The sequence below is a fragment of the Kocuria sp. CCUG 69068 genome (assembly GCF_020833785.1).
Taxonomy (GTDB): domain Bacteria; phylum Actinomycetota; class Actinomycetes; order Actinomycetales; family Micrococcaceae; genus Kocuria; species Kocuria rosea.
In genome coordinates, this window is record NZ_PDDL01000082.1 from 1 (window position 1) to 15,385 (window position 15,385).

Below are 15,385 nucleotides of genomic sequence, written 5' to 3' on the forward strand. Positions count from 1 at the left end.
CTCCCCCGGCCCGGTCGCCGTCGGCGCCGGTCCTGGCGTCGGCGCCGTCCGTCCCGGCGCTGTCGGTCCCGGTGTGGCCGCCGGCCCGCTCCTCCGCGGCGCGGCGCTCGGCGTACTCCGCGCGGTAGCGCAGCCGCCGGTTGCGGCGGTTGAAGTCGCGCACCAGGAAGATGACCGCCACGGCCAGCAGCAGCGTCATGAGGAACCCCAGCATCCCGGGGGTCACCTGGCTCGGGTCCAGGCCGGGGCGCAGCGTGCCCTCGTCGATCGGGTTGGGCGCCATCGCCGGCAGCAGGGCGAGCACGTTCAGCACGGTGGTCATCCCGGCGCTCAGCCCACGATCCCGGCGAACAGGTCGTGCTCCGGCAGGTCGGTCGGCACCCGGGACTCCGCCAGGACGTAGTCCTCCCACGGCCACACCTGGGACTGCAGCTCGGCGGAGACGGCGAAGAACATCCCGTCCGGCGCCACCTGGGTCCGGTGGCTGCGCAGCGCCTCGTCCCGCAGCGCGAACGTGTCCGGGCAGCGCACCTTGGTGGTGGTCTCGTGCCGGGGGGCCGGCGGGCGGTGGCCCTCCGGGTCGCTCTCCTGCAGCATCGCGATCCGGGCCGCGTACGGGGACTGCAGGCCGCGCTCCTCGAGGGCCTCGTGCAGGGCCACGAAGCGCTCGAGGTTGAAGGCCCGGTCGTAGTAGAGCTTCTGCGGGGTCCACGGCTCGCCGAGGCCGGGGTACCGCTCGGGGTCGCCGGCGGCGCGGAACGCCTCGACGGAGACGTTGTGCGTCTGGATGTGGTCCGGGTGCGGGTAGCCGCCGTTCTCGTCGTAGGTCAGGATCACGTGCGGGCGGAACCGGCGCACGAGCCGGACCAGGGGCGCGGCGGCGCGCTCGAGCGGCTGCAGGGCGAAGCAGCCCCACGGCAGCGGCGGCAGGGGGTCCCCCTCGGGCAGCCCCGAGTCCATGAAGCCGAGCCAGCGGTGGTCGACGTCCAGCGCGGCGGCCGCCTGCGCCATCTCGTGCCGCCGCAGACCGGTCAGGTCCCGCTCGGCGTGCGGGTGGCCCTCCATCTCGGCGTTGAGGATCGAGCCCCGCTCCCCACCGGTGCACGTGGCCACCATGACCTCGACCCCCTGCCGGACGTAGTGGGCCATGGTCGCGGCGCCCTTGCTCGACTCGTCGTCGGGGTGGGCGTGGACGGCCAGCAGGCGCATCTCTGACAGGGAGGTCACTCGGGGGGTCCTCTCGGGAACGGTCGGGGAGTCGGGGAAGCGGCCGGTGCGGGCACGGGCCGCGGCCCATTTTACGCGTTCGCCGGGCGGTCCTGCGCCCGGGGTGCTCCCAGGGGCCTCGGCTACAGTGGTCGGGCGGTCGCCGGGCCCGGCGCCGCCCCCTTGCCCCCGAGACCCGAGGCCGCCGTGTCCACCGACTCCCCAGACCTGCTCCGCGACCGCTACGGAGCCCCCCGCCGCGAGCGCCGGATCGGGACGCGCGGCTGGATCGGTCTCGCCCTGGCGGCCACCCTGGTCACCGCCGTCTTCGTCGTCTGGGTGGTCACGGCGCGGCAGAGCGCCCCCACGTTCAAGGACATCGGCTTCGAGGTGGTCTCGGAGGCGCGGGCCACGGCGGACTTCGAGCTCACCAAGCGTCCCGAGGACGTCGTCACGTGCGCGGTGCAGGCCCTCAACCAGGAGTACGCCGTGGTGGGCTGGTCCGAGGTGACCATCGGGGCCGTGCCCGAGGACCGCCTGGGCGACGGCGGGACGAGCTCCCACCGCGCGGCCGTGCGCACCACCAACCTGGCGACCACCGCGGTCGTGGACTCCTGCTGGCTCGAGGACTGAGCCCCCGGCGGTCGTCCCGCCCGTGTGTCGCCGCCGCCGTCGGGCCTTTGGGCTTGTCCGCCCGCCCCGCCTAGACTGGGCAGCAGGACTCCCCGTCCCCGGCAGCCGGACACCGTCCGAAACGGACGACCCGCACCGGGGCGGGGTCTTTGCGTAGCGGACCCCCGCACCGCCGGCGGCCCCCACGCCGTCGTCCCGGTCCGCCGCGGACCCGCCCGGACCCCGGGAGGACTGCCGCGGCCCGACCGACCGTTCACCGAGGAGAGATTGTGACCACCACGAACAAGACCGGCGCCTGGCTGACCCAGGAGGCCTACGACCGCCTGAAGAAGGAGCTCGACCACATCTCCGGCCCGTACCGGCACGAGATCGTGGAGCGCATCGACCAGGCGCGCTCGGAGGGCGACCTCAAGGAGAACGGCGGCTACCACGCCGCCCGCGAGGAGCAGAGCAAGAACGAGGGGCGCATCGTCCACCTCAAGAACCTGCTCGAGAACGCCCAGGTCGGCGAGGCCCCTGCCGACGACGGGGTCGTGGAGGCCGGCATGGTCGTCACCGCGGAGATCGCGGGCGAGGCGATGACCTTCCTCATCGGCTCCCGCGAGGTGGCCGAGGACCTGGCCGCCGGCAGTGAGCTGGAGGTCTTCTCCGAGAAGTCCCCGATGGGCTCCGCGATCTCCGGCCACCGGGTCGGTGACGAGCTGTCCTACACCGCCCCCAACGGCAAGGAGATCCCGGTCAAGATCCTGGACGCCAAGCCGTTCAAGGTCTGAGGCTCCCGTGACGACCCACTGGTTGCGCAGCCCCGGCCCCGGCACCAAGGCGCTGATGGTCCTGACGGCGGTGCTCGGGGTCGTGGCCGTGGTGCTGCACTTCGCGGGTCAGGGCGACCCCGCCGCGAGCGCCCCCGGCAGCCTGCGCAACGTCTTCGTCTTCGCGACGTTCGTCAGCGCGTTCGTCACCTACCTCACCGGCCGGCGCCGCACCTGACGCCGCCCCCGGACGACACCGGCGCCGGTCCCCGCGGGGACCGGCGCCGTCGTCGTCGGGGGCCGGGACCGGTGCCCGGCGGCGGTCAGTGCACGACGACGGGGTGGTAGCCTTCCGCCTCGAGCGCCCGGAGGATCTGGCGGCAGTGCTCGTGCCCCTTGGTCTCCATGTCGATGGTGATGGACACGTCCCCCAGGCTGAGCGAGCCGCCGATCCGGGTGTGGTCCACGCCGGTGACATTGGCGTCCTGGACGGCGATGAGCTCGGAGATGCGGGCGAGCTCGCCCGGGCGGTCGGTGAGCATCATCTTGATGGTCATGTACCGGCCGGCGGCGGAGAGCCCCCGCTGGATGACCTTGAGCATGAGCATGGGGTCGACGTTGCCGCCCGAGAGCACCACCACGGTGTTGCCGAGGTCCGGGTACGCGGCCTGCAGGCGGCCGTCCAGGAGGGCCGCGACGCCGACGGCGCCGGCCGGCTCCACCACGAGCTTGTTGCGCTCGAGCAGGAAGATCAGCGCCTGGGCGAGGGAGTCCTCGGAGACCGTCACGACGTCGTCGGTGAGCTCCTTGATGATGCTGAACGGCAGCTGGCCGGGCTTGCCCACGGCGATGCCGTCGGCGATGGTCGAGACCCGGTCGAGGGTCACGAGCGCGTCCCCCGCGAGGGACGGCGGGTAGGCGGCGGCGTTCTCCGCCTGCACGCCGATGAGCCGGATCGGCCGGCCGAGCTGCTCGGCGCGGGCCTTGACCGCCACGGCCATGCCGGCGAGCAGCCCCCCGCCGCCCACCCCGGTGATGACGGTGTCGACGTCGGGCACCTGCTCGAGCACCTCGAGGCCGAGCGTGCCCTGCCCGGCCACGATGTCCGGGTGGTCGAAGGGGTGGACGAACACCGCCCCGGTCGCGGTGGCGTGGCGCTGGGCCTCGGCGAGGGCCTCGTCCACGCTGGTGCCGTGCAGGATCACCTCGGCGCCGTGGTCCTGGGTCGCGGCGATCTTGGGCAGGGCCGCGCCCAGCGGCATGTAGATGCGGGCGGTGATGCCCAGCTTGGCGGCGGCGAGGGCGACCCCCTGCGCGTGGTTGCCGGCGGAGGCCGCCACGACACCGCGGGCCTTCTCCTCGTCGGTGAGCTTGGCCATCCGCACGTAGGCGCCGCGGACCTTGAAGGAGCCCGCGCGCTGCAGGTTCTCGGCCTTGAGGTTGACCTCGGAGCCGATGAGCCGCGAGAGCGCCCGGGAGTGGGTCACCGGGGTCCGGTCGATCACGCCCTCGAGGAGCGTGGCGGCGTCCTGGATGTCGGCGAGACGGACGGGCAGTTCGGCCAGGCTCACAGTGCGTCTTCTTTCCCGGTCGGTGCGTCGGTGCGGGGCCGTGCGGGACCCGCTGGGTCGTGCCACGGTGAGCGCCCGCCGGCGGCGGGCGCGGTCCTCATCCTAGTCGCTGTCCGGTGTGCGCTCCGGCGAGGCGGGAGCACCGGAACCCGCCCCCTGGCCGCCCCCCTGCTCGTCGCTGCGGCCGCGGCCCTGACCCGTGCCGGCGGCGGCCCGGGCGCGGTCGTCCCGTCGGCCGCGCTTGAGCGCGGCCTGCAGCCGTTCCTTCGCGCGGGTCCGGCGGAAGCGCTGGAGCTGGGCCATGACCTGGTCGCGGGTGAGATCGTTCTTGCGCGCGTGCTTCTTGATCTCCCACGGGAAGTAGTACGGCTCCCACGGGATCTCGTCGTCCGCCTTCCACGTCCCGCCCACGAGGTAGCGCACCACCGTGTTGAGGAAGGCCATCACGGGCACCGCGAACAGGGCGCCCGCGATGCCGAAGAGGATGGTGCCGGACGCGACGGCGAGGAAGACCGCGAGGGGGTGCAGGGACACGGCCCGGCCCATCACAAGCGGCTGCAGGACGTTGGACTCGATCTGCTGCACCAGCAGCACCACGGCGAGCATGGCCAGGGCGGTGCCGAAGCCGTTGGCCACGAGGGCGACGAGCACGGCGACCGCGCCGGTGAGCACGGCGCCCACGATCGGGATGAAGGAGCCCAGGAACACGAGGATGCCGATGGGCAGGGCGAGGGGGACGCCGAGCAGCGCCGCGCCGAGCCCGATGCCCACGGCGTCCACGAACGCCACGAAGCCCTGGATGCGGGCGTACTGCACGAGCGAGGTCCAACCCCGGCGGCCGGCGCCGTTGACGGCCCGCCGCGCGCTGACCGGGAACAGCCGGACGAGGAAGAGCCAGATCCGCTCGCCGTCCATGAGGAAGAACAGCAGGGTGAAGAGCATGATGATGATGCCGGTCAGCACGTTGCCCGCCGTCGAGCCGAAGGACATGGCGCCCGAGAGGATGGCCTCGCTGTTGTCCTGGATCGTGGTGCCGAGGTCGTCGATCCAGTCGTTCACGCTGTCGGCGCTGAGGTTCAGCGGCCCGTCCTCGAGCCAGCCCAGCAGCTGCTGGGTGCCGACCACCACGTTCTCGGACAGCTGCGCGAAGCCCAGCACGATCTGCCGGCCGGCGAGCACGAGCAGACCCGTCACGAGGCCGATGAGGACGAGCACCGCGGTGCCCGAGGCCAGGCCCGCCGGCACGTGCTGTCCGCGCAGCCACTTCACCAGCGGGAACAGGAGCCCGGCGAGCAGGCCGGCGATGAGCACGGGGATGATGACCACCGTGATCGTCGACAGCATGTACCCGAGCAGCCCCACGGCCGCGAGGATGATGATGAGCCGCCACGACCACGCCGCGGCCACCCGCACCGAGACCGCGACGCCACCCGCGGCGTTGCCGTGCAGCGGGGGGAGCTCGGTGCCGGGTCCCGGCCGCAGCGGCCGCTCGGCGTCGTGCGATGTCGAAGGCATGGAGCCATCTTGGCACGGCGCTCCGACCGCCGGGCGCCCCCCGGCCGGGGCCGGACGACGATTCCGCGGGCCGCTCCGGCACGCGGGGCGCGCGCGGTGGAAGACTGGCGGGATGTCACGCACTTTCCTCCGCGTTCTCGCCCAGCGCCGGCCGGCTCCCGGCCTGACCCCGGACGCTCCGCCGCGGGAGGAGCTGGAGGCCGTGCTCCGCGCCGCCGCGGGGACCGCGGCGGCCGATCCGGGCCTGAGCTGGCGGGTGGCCGTGACCACCCGCCGCTCCGCGCCGGAGCTCGCGGCCGCGCTGGCGGGGCTGACCCGGGTGCCCAACATGTCGGCGCCCTTCCCCCGGCTCAAGGGCAAGCAGCTGCGCCGGCTCGCGGCCTTCCGGGGCGCCCTGAAGTGGGCGAGCACGGGCGGCCTGGGGTGCGCGCTCGTCTTCAGCCCCGACGGCACCCTGGGCGTCCCGCGGAAGGAGCAGCTGAACGCGGCGCACGGGGCCCGCCCCCTGCTCGAGGCCGCGTTCTGGGCCGCCGGCTGGGGCACCGTGTGGGCCCACCGGGACGGCGAGGGCGAGGACGCGGTCCGCGCGTTCTACGGGCTGACGGAGGAGGAGAAGCTGCTCGGCTGGCTGTTCGTGGGCCGCCCGCCCCGCGCCGTGGCCGCCGAGCACACGGCCACCCGCCCCACGCCCGGGCCCCGGATCTCGTACCACTGAGCCCCTCCTCCGCGTCCGCCCGCGGGTCGCGGCACGACGAGGGCCCGGGACCCGCGGTGCGCGGGTGCCGGGCCGTCGTGGGTGGTGCAGCCGGGGCCTGGACCTAGTTCGAGGTCATCTCCCGGATGATCGCCAGGATGCGCAGGATCTCGACGTAGGTCCAGATCAGCGTGACCGTCAGGCCGAAGGCCGCGGACCAGGCCATCTTCTCGGGGACGCCGACCTCGACACCGCGCTTGATGTTGTCGAAGTCCAGCACGAAGCTGTAGGCCGCGAGCAGGATGGCCACGGCGCCGATGAGCAGGCCCAGCCAGGGGCCGAGCGGGCTGTCCGTGCGGATGTTGAAGCCGAACAGCAGCACCGCGCCCAGGTTGACCAGCGCGAAGACGGCGTAGGCCATGAGCGCGACCATGAAGATCTTGGTGGCGCGCGGGGAGGCCCGGACCTTGCCGGAGCGGAAGAGCACGAGCACCGAGACGAACACGGCGATGGTGCCGATGACGGCCTGCACCACGATGCCCGGGTACATGGCCTCGAACATCCCCGAGATGCCGCCCAGGAACATGCCCTGGAACAGGCCGTAGGCGAGGATCAGCGCGGGCGAGGGCTCGCGCTTGAAGGCGTTGACCAGGCCGAGGACGAGACCGACGAGGGCGCCGGGGATGGTGAGGATCGGCATGATCCAGCCGGCGAGCGCGCCGACGACCACGGCACCGAGCACCGTGGCGGTGCGCATGATGACGTCGTCGTAGGTCATCCGGCCGGTCTGGTTCGTCCCGGCGGCCGGGGCGTTGTACATCGAGTCCAGGCGCTCGGCCGAGTACGGGGCGCCCTGCTGGTAGCCGGTCCGTCCGTAGCCGGGCTGCTGCTGGTAGGGGGTTCCATAGGAGGTCTGTCCGTACTGGTTCCCGTGGGACTGGGCGCTGCCTGCGCCCGGCTTCGAGAGATCGCGGAGAAGCGGGTTACCGCCGGCCATTGAGGGGTCCTTCCGTGGCACTGATGTGCGAGATGTGCGACCAGCGTAGCAAGGCCTGCCTGACGAAAGCATGAGAACTGCTGTGCTTAAGCCGAGGGCGTGCGGGCGGCCCGGCCGGCGCAGGTCCCGGCCCCCAGGAGAGCGGACAGACAGGTCTTTGCAGGTGCACACATGCTGGGGAGAACGACCGCTGTCCCGATCCGGAGGCCCCTCATGCCCGAGTCCCCCGCCCACTGGGTGCCGCTGGCCGCGATCCCGGTGCTGCTCGCCGTCGGGGCCCTGGCCGTCCTGCACTGGAGCCGCTACCTCGGGGCGATCGGCCGGCTGGAGCGCGCGCGGTCCGCTCCGGACGCCGCCCCGGCGACCGCCGCCTGGCTCGAGCTCCGCAGCGAGGAGCACTACCGCCGGGCCTACAGGCTCACCTGGGCGGTGGCCGCGGTGCTCGCCGTGGGCCTGACCGCCGCCGTCCTCGCGGGCTGAGCGGCGGCACGCCCCGTGGTCCCGCTGCCCGGAGCCGTCCTCCTCTACGGCTGCCTCGTCGTCGCCGGGGCGGGCGCCACTGCCCTGTGGAGCCTCGTCCAGGTCGCGCTCGACCTGGCCCCGGCCGCCCGCCGCCGGTCCCGCGGCGCCCGCGCCTCCGCGCGGAGGCACCTGGGCCGCGCGACGTCCGCGACCGCCGTGGCCCTGCTGACCGCGGGCGTCCCCTCGCTGCTGCGCCATCTCGAGTGGCTCGCCGTGCTGGTGGGGACGGCCTGAACCGCCCCGACGGGACCATGGGCCGACGGGGCTGGCGTCACACTTCGTGATGAAGCCGTGATCTTGTTTTAGATCTGTTCGCATTGATTTGCATGTGAGAACCTTTTCCGGGATCCCCCCAGCCCCCAGGAGTTCGCCCATGCAACGATCCATGCTCGCCCCCACCCTGTCCGCCCTCTCCCTGGCCCTCGTGCTGGCTCCTCTCACGCCCGCGACCGCCGCCCCCGCCGAGAACGCCACGACCCTGTCCGCCCAGCAGGTCAGCGCCGAGGCCCCGCCCGAGATCACCGACCGGATGATCGTCAAGTACCGCACCCCCGTGACCGACGCCGAGTCGGAGCAGGTCGTCGAGGAGGCCGCCGCCGAGGCCCACGTCCCGGAGGCCGAGGACACCACCGAGGTCCGGACCACCGGCGACGGTGCGGCCGTCGTCGAGCTGGCCGGCGAGGTCTCGACCGACCAGGCCGAGAAGCTGGCCGAGGAGCTCACCAAGGACCCGGCCGTGGCCTACGCCGAGCCCGACCGGCTCGTCTCGACCGCCCGGATCCCGGGCTCGGACGAGGCGGAGCCGGAGGACATGGGCTCCGTCGCCGCGACCGCCGCGGACCCGGACGTCCCGTCCCTGTGGGCCCTCACCAACCTGCGCGCCTTCGAGGCGTGGGACACCGCCACCGGCAAGGGCGTGACCGTCGGGGTCGTCGACACCGGCTTCGCCAACCACCCCGACCTGGACTCCCAGACCATCGGCGGCTACGACTTCGTCTCCACGGCCGCCCTCGGCAACGACGGCAACGGCCGGGACTCGGACCCGCGGGACCCGGGCACCTACTCCACGGCCGGCCAGTGCTACGCCGGCTCCGCGGCCACCAACTCCATCTGGCACGGCACGCACGTGGCCGGCACCGTGGCCGCCAAGCGGGACAGCTACGGCACCGTGGGCATCGCCCCCGACGCCACCCTGCTCAACGCCCGGGCCCTGGGCGCGTGCGGCTTCGGCTACGTCTCCGACATGGCCGACGCCGTGCGCTGGCTGGCCGGCGACGCCGTGGCCGGGGCCCCCGCCCCGCGCAAGCGCGCCGACGTGATCAACATGTCCCTGTCCATGGGCGGGGGGTGCCCGGCCACGCTGCAGAACGCCATCAACACCGCCTGGTTCCGGAACATCCCGGTGGCCGTGGCCGCGGGCAACAGCGGCCGCCCGGCGATCGAGTACGCCCCGGGCAACTGCTACAACGTCATCACGGTCGGGGCCATCGGCTCGGACCGGGTGCGGGCCAGCTACTCCAACCACGGCGGCGCCGTGGACATCTACGCCCCGGGCCACCACATCCTGTCCGCGGGCAACACGGGCACCCGGGGACCGGTCGCGCCCAACAGCCGCTTCGACTACGGCACGTCGATGGCCACCCCGCACGTGGCCGGGACCCTGGCCCTGCTCAAGCAGAAGAACCCGACGCTGAGCTCCGACCAGTACAAGCAGCTGATCCTCGACTCCGGGGACGCCTGGGACAGCCTCCCCGGGGGCAAGACGCTGAACTCCCACGACGCGCTGTGGATCACGAAGGCCGCCGACACCGCCGCACCGGCCGCGCCCACCCCGACCTACACCACCAAGGGCGCGATCGGGGCCCTGTACCAGCGGATCAAGAGCCAGACCGGGGCCCCGACCTCCCACGAGCAGGCCGTCGCCGGCGGGGTCCGCCAGAGCTTCGCCAAGGGCACCATCTACTGGTCCTCGGCCACCGGCGCCTACTGGGTGCGGGGCGGCGTCGAGACCGCCTACAAGCGCAACGGCACCGCCGCCGGCGTCCTGCGCTTCCCCCGTTCGGACGAGAAGTCCAACGGCATCGGCGGGGCCTACCAGCTGTTCCAGAACGGCCGGATCCTCTGGTCCTCCCGCACCGGGGCCCACGCTTTGACCGGGGACATCGAGACGGTCTTCGCCGCGGCGGGCAACGAGAAGGGCGCCCTGGGCTACCCCACCGCGGACCGGCGGAGCAACGGCATCGGCGGGTTCTACCAGACCTTCCAGAAGGGCCGCATCCTCTGGAGCTCCGCCCACGGCGCCCACCCGATCACCGGCGCCACCAGCGCGGCCTACTCACGGGCCGGCAGCGAGCGCGGGTCGCTGGGCTACCCCACGTCCGGGGCCGTCGCCGACGGACGGGGTGGCACCTCCCAGTCCTTCCAGAAGGGCCGGATCGTCTGGAGCGCCGCCGGCGGGGCGCACGCCCTCAAGGGCTCGATCGGCGCCCAGCACAACCGCTCCGGCGGCACGGCCGGTGCCCTGGGCTACCCCACCACCGACGAGGCGTCCACCGGCACGGGCGGCGTCTACCAGGTGTTCCAGAAGGGCCGGATCTACTGGAGCCCCAGGACCTACGCCCAGGAGACCAAGGGCTCGATCGGCAACGCCTACGTGGCGCTCGGCGGCACGAAGAGCCGCCTGGGCTTCCCCCGGACGGGTGAGATCACCCGCGCCGACCGCTCCGTGGTGCAGTACTACCAGGGCGGTTCCATCACCTGGCGCCCGGGAGGATCCATCCGCATCGACTACCGCTGACCCGGCACCGGTCCCGCCGCGGCCCCGCTCCGTCCTGTCGGAGCGGGGCCGCGGCGCGTCCGGCGCCCTGCTGGGCACCGCACGCGCCGAGGTCCCGGAGTCCACGCGCCGGCCGCCCCACCGGTCCCGCCACCGGCGTCCCCGCAGTAGAGTCACGCCCATGGGGACTCTGCTGTACGAGTGGATGACGGCGCGCCAGGCCGCGGACGCGCTCGACGCGTACCTCGCCGAGCGCGGTCCGGCACTCGAGCGCCTGCGCGCGGCACTGGCCGAGCACGGCCTGGAGCCCGACGAGATGCTCGACGGCTCCCTCTACTCCTTGTCCCCGCTGTGGGCCTGGATCAGCGCCCGGGCCTCCGAGCTCGGCGTGGACCCGCGTCCGCTCGCCGAGGACCCCACCCGCCCCGCGTGGCCGAGCTGGGCCCGACACGGCAAGCTCGTGGACCCGCACCCGCCGGCCGCCACCATCGCGCTGCTGGACGGCTTCGTCTCCTACCTCGGGCAGCTCGTCGGCGACGCGGCGCCGAACGCGACCTGGCAGGTCGGCGAGCACCTGATCGCCGACCACCCGCTGCTCAACTACCCGGTGCTGGGCTCGGACCACCACCAGGTCTTCCTCCCCGGCATCCCGCTCTACAGCGCCTACCAGTCCGCCCACGGGCGCGCCCCGATGACCGGGACGGAGATGCTCGCCCACATCCGCCGGACCGTGGACGCCCTCCACGGCGAGGGCTCGGAGGCCGCCGCCGTCGAAGAGCCGCTGGTGACGGTGGTCGCCGAGGTCGACTGCTTCGACGTGGGGCTGCGCGAGGACATCCCGACCCTGCACCCGCAGGTCGTGGAGCAGCTGATCGACGAGCTGTGCGACCGCGACGGCGTCGAGTCGGTGCACCGGTACGGGCCCGCCGCGCTGGTCGTGGACGTCTCCGGCTGGGACGAGCTGCGGCTGAAGCTGTGGTGCACGCTGTGGCTGCAGCGCCACCTGCCGCGCTGAGACACACCTCCGGGCAGGTGCTCGGCCGCCTGGACCGCCCGTTCCCCCTACCGTGGCGAGGTGGACCCGCTGACGCAGCACACCCCGTGGCGGCCGGTGCTGCTCATCGAGTTCCTGGTCGCCCGGCTCCTGGTGCCGCAGCCGCCGTGGGCGGCGTTCGCCGTCGTCACCGGTGCCCTGGCTGTCACCCAGGTCGTGCGGGCGTGGCACGCCTGGGCCTGCCTCCGCGCGCTGCACACCACCGGCCGCACCGGCTGAGGATCCGTGCGCCACGCCTGGCTCACCACTCATGTGTGCGGAGACGGCACCGGCGCTGCTGACTACGCTGTCCCCACGGGTGGTCCGAGGGCGGGGGTGGCGCGTGAGCACGGAGGGGATCGGCGACGCCGGCAGTGCCGGTGCGCCGCGCGAGCGGTGGGCGTTCCGGTGGTGGTGGATCCCGGCGTACTTCGCCACCACCTTCGTCCTCGACACGGTAGGCACGGCGGTGTGGGACTGGGTGCTCGCCACCGGCGGGTACGGACTGTCCAATGCCGTCGCCGGGCTGATCACTCTGACGGTGTGCTTCGTGATGCACTCCCGCACCCGGGCCAGGCACCAGAAGCTCGAGGAAGAGGGCGACCCGGAGGTGCTGCCGCGGACCACCGACTACGTGACCACGGCGACACCGACGGTGGTGCTGTGCTGGATGGCCGGGGTGGTGGCCTGGGCGGTGACCGTGCTGCTGCTCGTCGTGGCCGGATTCTCCTCGGCCTGGGTGATCGGACCCATCATCGGGACGGCGTTCATCCTGGGTGCTCGGACGGAGTCCGCTCACGCCAGGACGATGGACGCCCTCCGCGGGATCCCGCCGGCGCCGGCCGCCCCCGAATGAGGGGTCAGACCGTCCTGGTTGCTGCGTGGCACGATGCGAGGACCACGACGGCGATCCGGGAGGTCCACTTTGTCGAGACGAGCCAAGCTGCTGACGCTGGACGTCGTCATCCTCATCGCCTGGGTCATCGGGATCCGTCTCATTCTCGGGGAGTGGGACTGGTTCATCACGGGCATCGGCGCCGTGTTCCTGGGGACCCGGATGGCCTGGGACGCCCGGCCCCGCCGCGACCCGGGGATGGAGGCGTCCCGATGACGCAGGACCGGCGAGGTCGCCGCGGCGGAGTGTTTCCGGCGCATGGTGCGGCGGCGGCGTCGAGCCCAGCACGCGCGCAGGAGCAAGGAAGCGTCGTGACCGCATCCGAGGACCGGCCCGACGAGGAGCCCGACGACGAAGACGTCGGCGAAGGCGTGCTGTGAGAGGCGTCGCGCTCGGGATCTGCGCCGGAAACACCAGGACGGGGAGGAATAGCGCTCAGTCCAGCAGCATCCCGGCCGGCATCTGCCCGACATCGCCCAGCGCCCCGAAGAAGAACACCCTGGCCAGCAGCACCAGCACCGGACCGATCAGTCCCAGGGCCAGGATCCAGGACCGTGCACGGAACACCTCGGCGTAGATCTCCGCGGTCTCACCGCGAGCCGCACCGATCCGCCAGCTGCGATGGACGCTGCGTGCCATCTTCTCCGACATAAAGCGTGCCTGAGCGTAGAAGATCGCGAACAGGGCCAGTGCCCCAACAGGGGCTACGGTCGCGAAGACCGACGGATTGGCGTAGAGCACCTGGAGCATCAGCATCACGGTGAACACCACGCTCATCGCCAGGATCGCGACGTGGAAGGACGTCACCGCCAGCGAGGCGGCCACCTTCGGGACCTCCCGCGGGGTGGACGACAGACGTGCCGCGATCGGTCTGCGCGCGAGGGTGAGCACGATGTTGGCGGTCACCACGAGGAACAGCGGAGCCATGACGGCGATGCCCACGTGAGGCTCCCTCCAGGTCGGCCCGGCAGTGCTCTCCACCGGCACTCCTCAGCCTAGGAGTTGCAGTTGTGAACCGCTGTCCGCACTGCTGCGGTCTACCCGATCGGTCCCCGAGGATTCCTCGGAGATCTTCGCCGGCGAGCCCGGCGCACTCCGGCCCGGGTCGGTAGCCGCCGGTGGTGAGTTCTCGAAGGATCGGCTTGGTGGCGTACTTTCGGGCCCGTTGCGCGTCCCCATCGGATGAGCTGGGCCGGCTTCCGTGACACCCTGTACATCACTGCCTTCAACCTCGCCCAGGAGCTTCGAGCCGCATGACCCGATGGACCACCGCGGAGAACCTGCACGACCTGGGCTCCGGCACCACCCTGGTGACCGGCCCCGCCGCCAACTGGCTGATCCTGCGCGAAGGCAGCAGCTGCACCCTGATCGACTGCGGCTACCCCGGTGACCGCACGCTCGTCGACGCCTCCCTGCGGGCGGCCGGGGTGCCCGGCCTGCCCGACGCCGTGGTCATCACCCACGCCCACGCCGACCACATCGGCACCCTGGGCCGCTTCGTCGCCGCCGGCGTCCCGGTGCACTGCTCGGCCGCCGAGGTGCCGAACATGGCCGGCACCGCCCGCGAGCAGATCGGGCCCAAGGAGTCCCTCCCCCGCGCTGCCCGCTCGTGGAAGTGGCTCACCTGGAGCATCCACGCCATCCGGGTCGGCGGCCTCAAGGACGTCACCGTGGACCCCGAGGCGCTCACTCCTTTCACCCCCGACGCGACCGCCCTGGACGTCCCCGGGAGCCCGCGCCCGGTGGCGACCACCGGACACACCTCCGGGCACACCTCCTACCTCATCGGTGGCACCGGGGTGCTCGCCTCCGGCGACGCGGTGATCACCGACCACATGGTCGCCGAGAAGCACGGTGTCCCGCAGCTTCTCGCCGACCCGTTCCACCACGATCTGCCGACCGCATCGCGGACCGCGGTCCGGCTGCTCTCCGACACGGACTTCGACGTCCTGGCACCGGGCCACGGCCCGCCCCTGCGCGTGCCGGCCGGCCGGCGTCTGTCGATCCACTAGAGCGCCCGCGCCTCGTGTGCTCGAGGTGGTCCGCTCGGGTCCCGACAGCTTCGACGGCGCCAGCAGATGCCGCGGCCTGCGGTCATCCGCTACGAGGGCAGGCTCCCGCTGGTGCCGGGCGCGGGGACGCCGCGTTGCTTGCGCACCCTGGACGCGCGGTGCTCGTCCCTGGCCATCCTGAAGGTGTACCAGCCGAGGAGTCCCCCGATCCCGGTGAGGAACAGGGCGCTCCACATCGGCGGATCGCCCTGCGCCACGGGGGCGACGAGCAGCACCAAGGAGAAGACGACGCCGATCCAGAGCACCGTCGTCACGATGCCCATGCCCCACCAGGTGCTGACCTGCACATGGCCGCGGCCCGGGGTGAACCCGATCTCGTCACCCGCGTAGCTGTGCAGCGCGCCGGTGGCCGTCGTGCGGAGCACCCGCTTCTCACCTCTCGCCAGCGCCTGCTGGTGCTCTGCCCGTATGGCGTCATCACGCCGCTGGCGGTCCTGCATCATGGCCTGTCCTCGCTGATGAGTGGGATGAACGGTGGGGCGCGCAAGCGCAGCGGCTACTTCTCTCCCGGTTGCCGCTGCCCGGGCATGACGCCCGCGTCTGCTCATCGGTTCGGCGGCCGGGGCCGCCATCGACTGGAGAGCGGCCCCCTTGTCGGCGGCACGTGAAAACTGACCCCGTGGCGGCAGGCGAAGTTTGACCCCCTGCTGGACCCTGTCCTCATGGCGAGGACGGGAGGAAGCGGGTGTTGAGCGTGGAGAACTGGGCGGAGATCCGGC

General features: G+C 72.7%; 20 protein-coding genes. 13 read left to right on the forward strand and 7 right to left on the reverse strand.

Going from position 1 to position 15,385, the window contains the following annotated elements:
- Nucleotides 1-322 (reverse strand): hypothetical protein (locus tag CRM73_RS14075; RefSeq protein WP_229588160.1); only part of this gene is annotated, 322 nt, incomplete at its 3' end.
- 8 nt (nt 323-330) lie between these two features.
- Nucleotides 331-1,209 (reverse strand): mycothiol conjugate amidase Mca, encoded by an 879-nt coding sequence (gene mca, locus CRM73_RS14080; protein WP_031282471.1) that lies wholly within the window; start codon nt 1,207-1,209, stop codon nt 331-333.
- A 204-nt stretch (nt 1,210-1,413) separates the two neighbouring features.
- On the opposite strand from mca, the gene CRM73_RS14085 reads away from it, so the two are divergent.
- The 3 genes from CRM73_RS14085 to CRM73_RS14095 all read left to right on the forward strand — a co-directional run bounded on the left by CRM73_RS14085 (nt 1,414) and on the right by CRM73_RS14095 (nt 2,829).
- A complete protein-coding gene (locus CRM73_RS14085; protein WP_017832415.1) occupies nt 1,414-1,839 on the forward strand; it encodes a DUF4307 domain-containing protein in 426 nt (141 codons plus the stop codon).
- 269 nt (nt 1,840-2,108) lie between these two features.
- Nucleotides 2,109-2,612 (forward strand): transcription elongation factor GreA, encoded by a 504-nt coding sequence (gene greA, locus CRM73_RS14090; RefSeq protein ID WP_017832416.1) that lies wholly within the window; start codon nt 2,109-2,111, stop codon nt 2,610-2,612.
- 7 nt (nt 2,613-2,619) lie between these two features.
- On the forward strand, nt 2,620-2,829 hold the full coding sequence (locus tag CRM73_RS14095; RefSeq protein WP_017832417.1) for a hypothetical protein: 210 nt from the start codon (nt 2,620-2,622) through the stop codon (nt 2,827-2,829).
- Between the two features lie 85 nt (nt 2,830-2,914).
- Here the strand turns inward: CRM73_RS14095 and ilvA are convergent, their stop codons facing one another.
- Both ilvA and CRM73_RS14105 read right to left on the reverse strand, forming a co-directional pair.
- Complete coding sequence (gene ilvA, locus CRM73_RS14100; RefSeq protein ID WP_017832418.1) at nt 2,915-4,162, reverse strand: threonine ammonia-lyase; 1,248 nt, start codon at nt 4,160-4,162, stop codon at nt 2,915-2,917.
- 102 nt (nt 4,163-4,264) lie between these two features.
- On the reverse strand, nt 4,265-5,677 hold the full coding sequence (locus CRM73_RS14105) for an AI-2E family transporter (RefSeq protein ID WP_144836669.1): 1,413 nt from the start codon (nt 5,675-5,677) through the stop codon (nt 4,265-4,267).
- 112 nt (nt 5,678-5,789) lie between these two features.
- Here CRM73_RS14105 and CRM73_RS14110 point away from each other — a divergent pair, with 112 nt between their 5' ends.
- Nucleotides 5,790-6,392 (forward strand): nitroreductase family protein, encoded by a 603-nt coding sequence (locus CRM73_RS14110; protein WP_109243289.1) that lies wholly within the window; start codon nt 5,790-5,792, stop codon nt 6,390-6,392.
- A 103-nt stretch (nt 6,393-6,495) separates the two neighbouring features.
- On the opposite strand, the gene CRM73_RS14115 is transcribed toward CRM73_RS14110, so the two are convergent.
- Nucleotides 6,496-7,368, reverse strand: a complete 873-nt coding sequence (locus CRM73_RS14115) for a Bax inhibitor-1/YccA family protein (RefSeq protein WP_017832220.1) — start codon at nt 7,366-7,368, stop codon at nt 6,496-6,498.
- A gap of 213 nt (nt 7,369-7,581) precedes the next feature.
- Here CRM73_RS14115 and CRM73_RS14120 point away from each other — a divergent pair, with 213 nt between their 5' ends.
- The 8 genes from CRM73_RS14120 (at nt 7,582) to CRM73_RS14155 (ending at nt 12,974) form a co-directional block, all read left to right on the forward strand.
- A complete protein-coding gene (locus CRM73_RS14120) occupies nt 7,582-7,848 on the forward strand; it encodes a hypothetical protein (RefSeq protein ID WP_109243288.1) in 267 nt (88 codons plus the stop codon).
- A gap of 15 nt (nt 7,849-7,863) precedes the next feature.
- Nucleotides 7,864-8,124: a hypothetical protein gene (locus CRM73_RS14125; RefSeq protein WP_035927104.1), complete on the forward strand. Its 261-nt coding sequence runs from the start codon at nt 7,864-7,866 to the stop codon at nt 8,122-8,124.
- Nucleotides 8,125-8,263: 139 nt separating this feature from the next.
- On the forward strand, nt 8,264-10,687 hold the full coding sequence (locus CRM73_RS14130; RefSeq protein ID WP_229588162.1) for a S8 family serine peptidase: 2,424 nt from the start codon (nt 8,264-8,266) through the stop codon (nt 10,685-10,687).
- A gap of 160 nt (nt 10,688-10,847) precedes the next feature.
- Nucleotides 10,848-11,681 carry a hypothetical protein gene (locus CRM73_RS14135; protein ID WP_229588164.1) on the forward strand — a complete coding sequence of 278 codons (834 nt, stop codon included), beginning with the start codon at nt 10,848-10,850 and terminating at the stop codon, nt 11,679-11,681.
- Nucleotides 11,682-11,741: 60 nt separating this feature from the next.
- On the forward strand, nt 11,742-11,939 hold the full coding sequence (locus tag CRM73_RS14140) for a hypothetical protein (protein ID WP_229588166.1): 198 nt from the start codon (nt 11,742-11,744) through the stop codon (nt 11,937-11,939).
- 103 nt (nt 11,940-12,042) lie between these two features.
- Nucleotides 12,043-12,555: a hypothetical protein gene (locus CRM73_RS14145; protein WP_095650459.1), complete on the forward strand. Its 513-nt coding sequence runs from the start codon at nt 12,043-12,045 to the stop codon at nt 12,553-12,555.
- 69 nt (nt 12,556-12,624) lie between these two features.
- A complete protein-coding gene (locus CRM73_RS14150; protein ID WP_095650460.1) occupies nt 12,625-12,810 on the forward strand; it encodes a hypothetical protein in 186 nt (61 codons plus the stop codon).
- Nucleotides 12,807-12,974 carry a hypothetical protein gene (locus tag CRM73_RS14155; RefSeq protein ID WP_176475293.1) on the forward strand — a complete coding sequence of 56 codons (168 nt, stop codon included), beginning with the start codon at nt 12,807-12,809 and terminating at the stop codon, nt 12,972-12,974. Before CRM73_RS14150 ends, CRM73_RS14155 begins: the two co-directional genes overlap by 4 nt.
- Nucleotides 12,975-13,029: 55 nt before the next feature.
- Here the strand turns inward: CRM73_RS14155 and CRM73_RS14160 are convergent, their stop codons facing one another.
- Complete coding sequence (locus CRM73_RS14160; RefSeq protein ID WP_141246784.1) at nt 13,030-13,536, reverse strand: hypothetical protein; 507 nt, start codon at nt 13,534-13,536, stop codon at nt 13,030-13,032.
- 311 nt (nt 13,537-13,847) lie between these two features.
- Here CRM73_RS14160 and CRM73_RS14165 point away from each other — a divergent pair, with 311 nt between their 5' ends.
- The gene (locus CRM73_RS14165) at nt 13,848-14,606 is read left to right on the forward strand and encodes an MBL fold metallo-hydrolase (RefSeq protein WP_095650462.1); all 759 of its coding nucleotides are present in this window, start codon (nt 13,848-13,850) and stop codon (nt 14,604-14,606) included.
- Nucleotides 14,607-14,695: 89 nt separating this feature from the next.
- On the opposite strand, the gene CRM73_RS14170 is transcribed toward CRM73_RS14165, so the two are convergent.
- On the reverse strand, nt 14,696-15,109 hold the full coding sequence (locus CRM73_RS14170) for a hypothetical protein (protein WP_095650463.1): 414 nt from the start codon (nt 15,107-15,109) through the stop codon (nt 14,696-14,698).
- Nucleotides 15,110-15,385: the final 276 nt, after the last annotated feature.

Coding starts and splice junctions, on each gene's coding strand:
- mca (WP_031282471.1), bottom strand. CDS start 1,209: ATGCGCCTGCTGGCCGTCCACGCCCACCCCGACGACGAGTCGAGCAAG.
- CRM73_RS14105 (WP_144836669.1), bottom strand. CDS start 5,677: ATGCCTTCGACATCGCACGACGCCGAGCGGCCGCTGCGGCCGGGACCC.
- CRM73_RS14110 (WP_109243289.1), top strand. CDS start 5,790: ATGTCACGCACTTTCCTCCGCGTTCTCGCCCAGCGCCGGCCGGCTCCC.
- CRM73_RS14115 (WP_017832220.1), bottom strand. CDS start 7,368: ATGGCCGGCGGTAACCCGCTTCTCCGCGATCTCTCGAAGCCGGGCGCA.
- CRM73_RS14120 (WP_109243288.1), top strand. CDS start 7,582: ATGCCCGAGTCCCCCGCCCACTGGGTGCCGCTGGCCGCGATCCCGGTG.
- CRM73_RS14130 (WP_229588162.1), top strand. CDS start 8,264: ATGCAACGATCCATGCTCGCCCCCACCCTGTCCGCCCTCTCCCTGGCC.
- CRM73_RS14135 (WP_229588164.1), top strand. CDS start 10,848: ATGGGGACTCTGCTGTACGAGTGGATGACGGCGCGCCAGGCCGCGGAC.
- CRM73_RS14155 (WP_176475293.1), top strand. CDS start 12,807: ATGACGCAGGACCGGCGAGGTCGCCGCGGCGGAGTGTTTCCGGCGCAT.
- CRM73_RS14165 (WP_095650462.1), top strand. CDS start 13,848: ATGACCCGATGGACCACCGCGGAGAACCTGCACGACCTGGGCTCCGGC.
- CRM73_RS14170 (WP_095650463.1), bottom strand. CDS start 15,109: ATGATGCAGGACCGCCAGCGGCGTGATGACGCCATACGGGCAGAGCAC.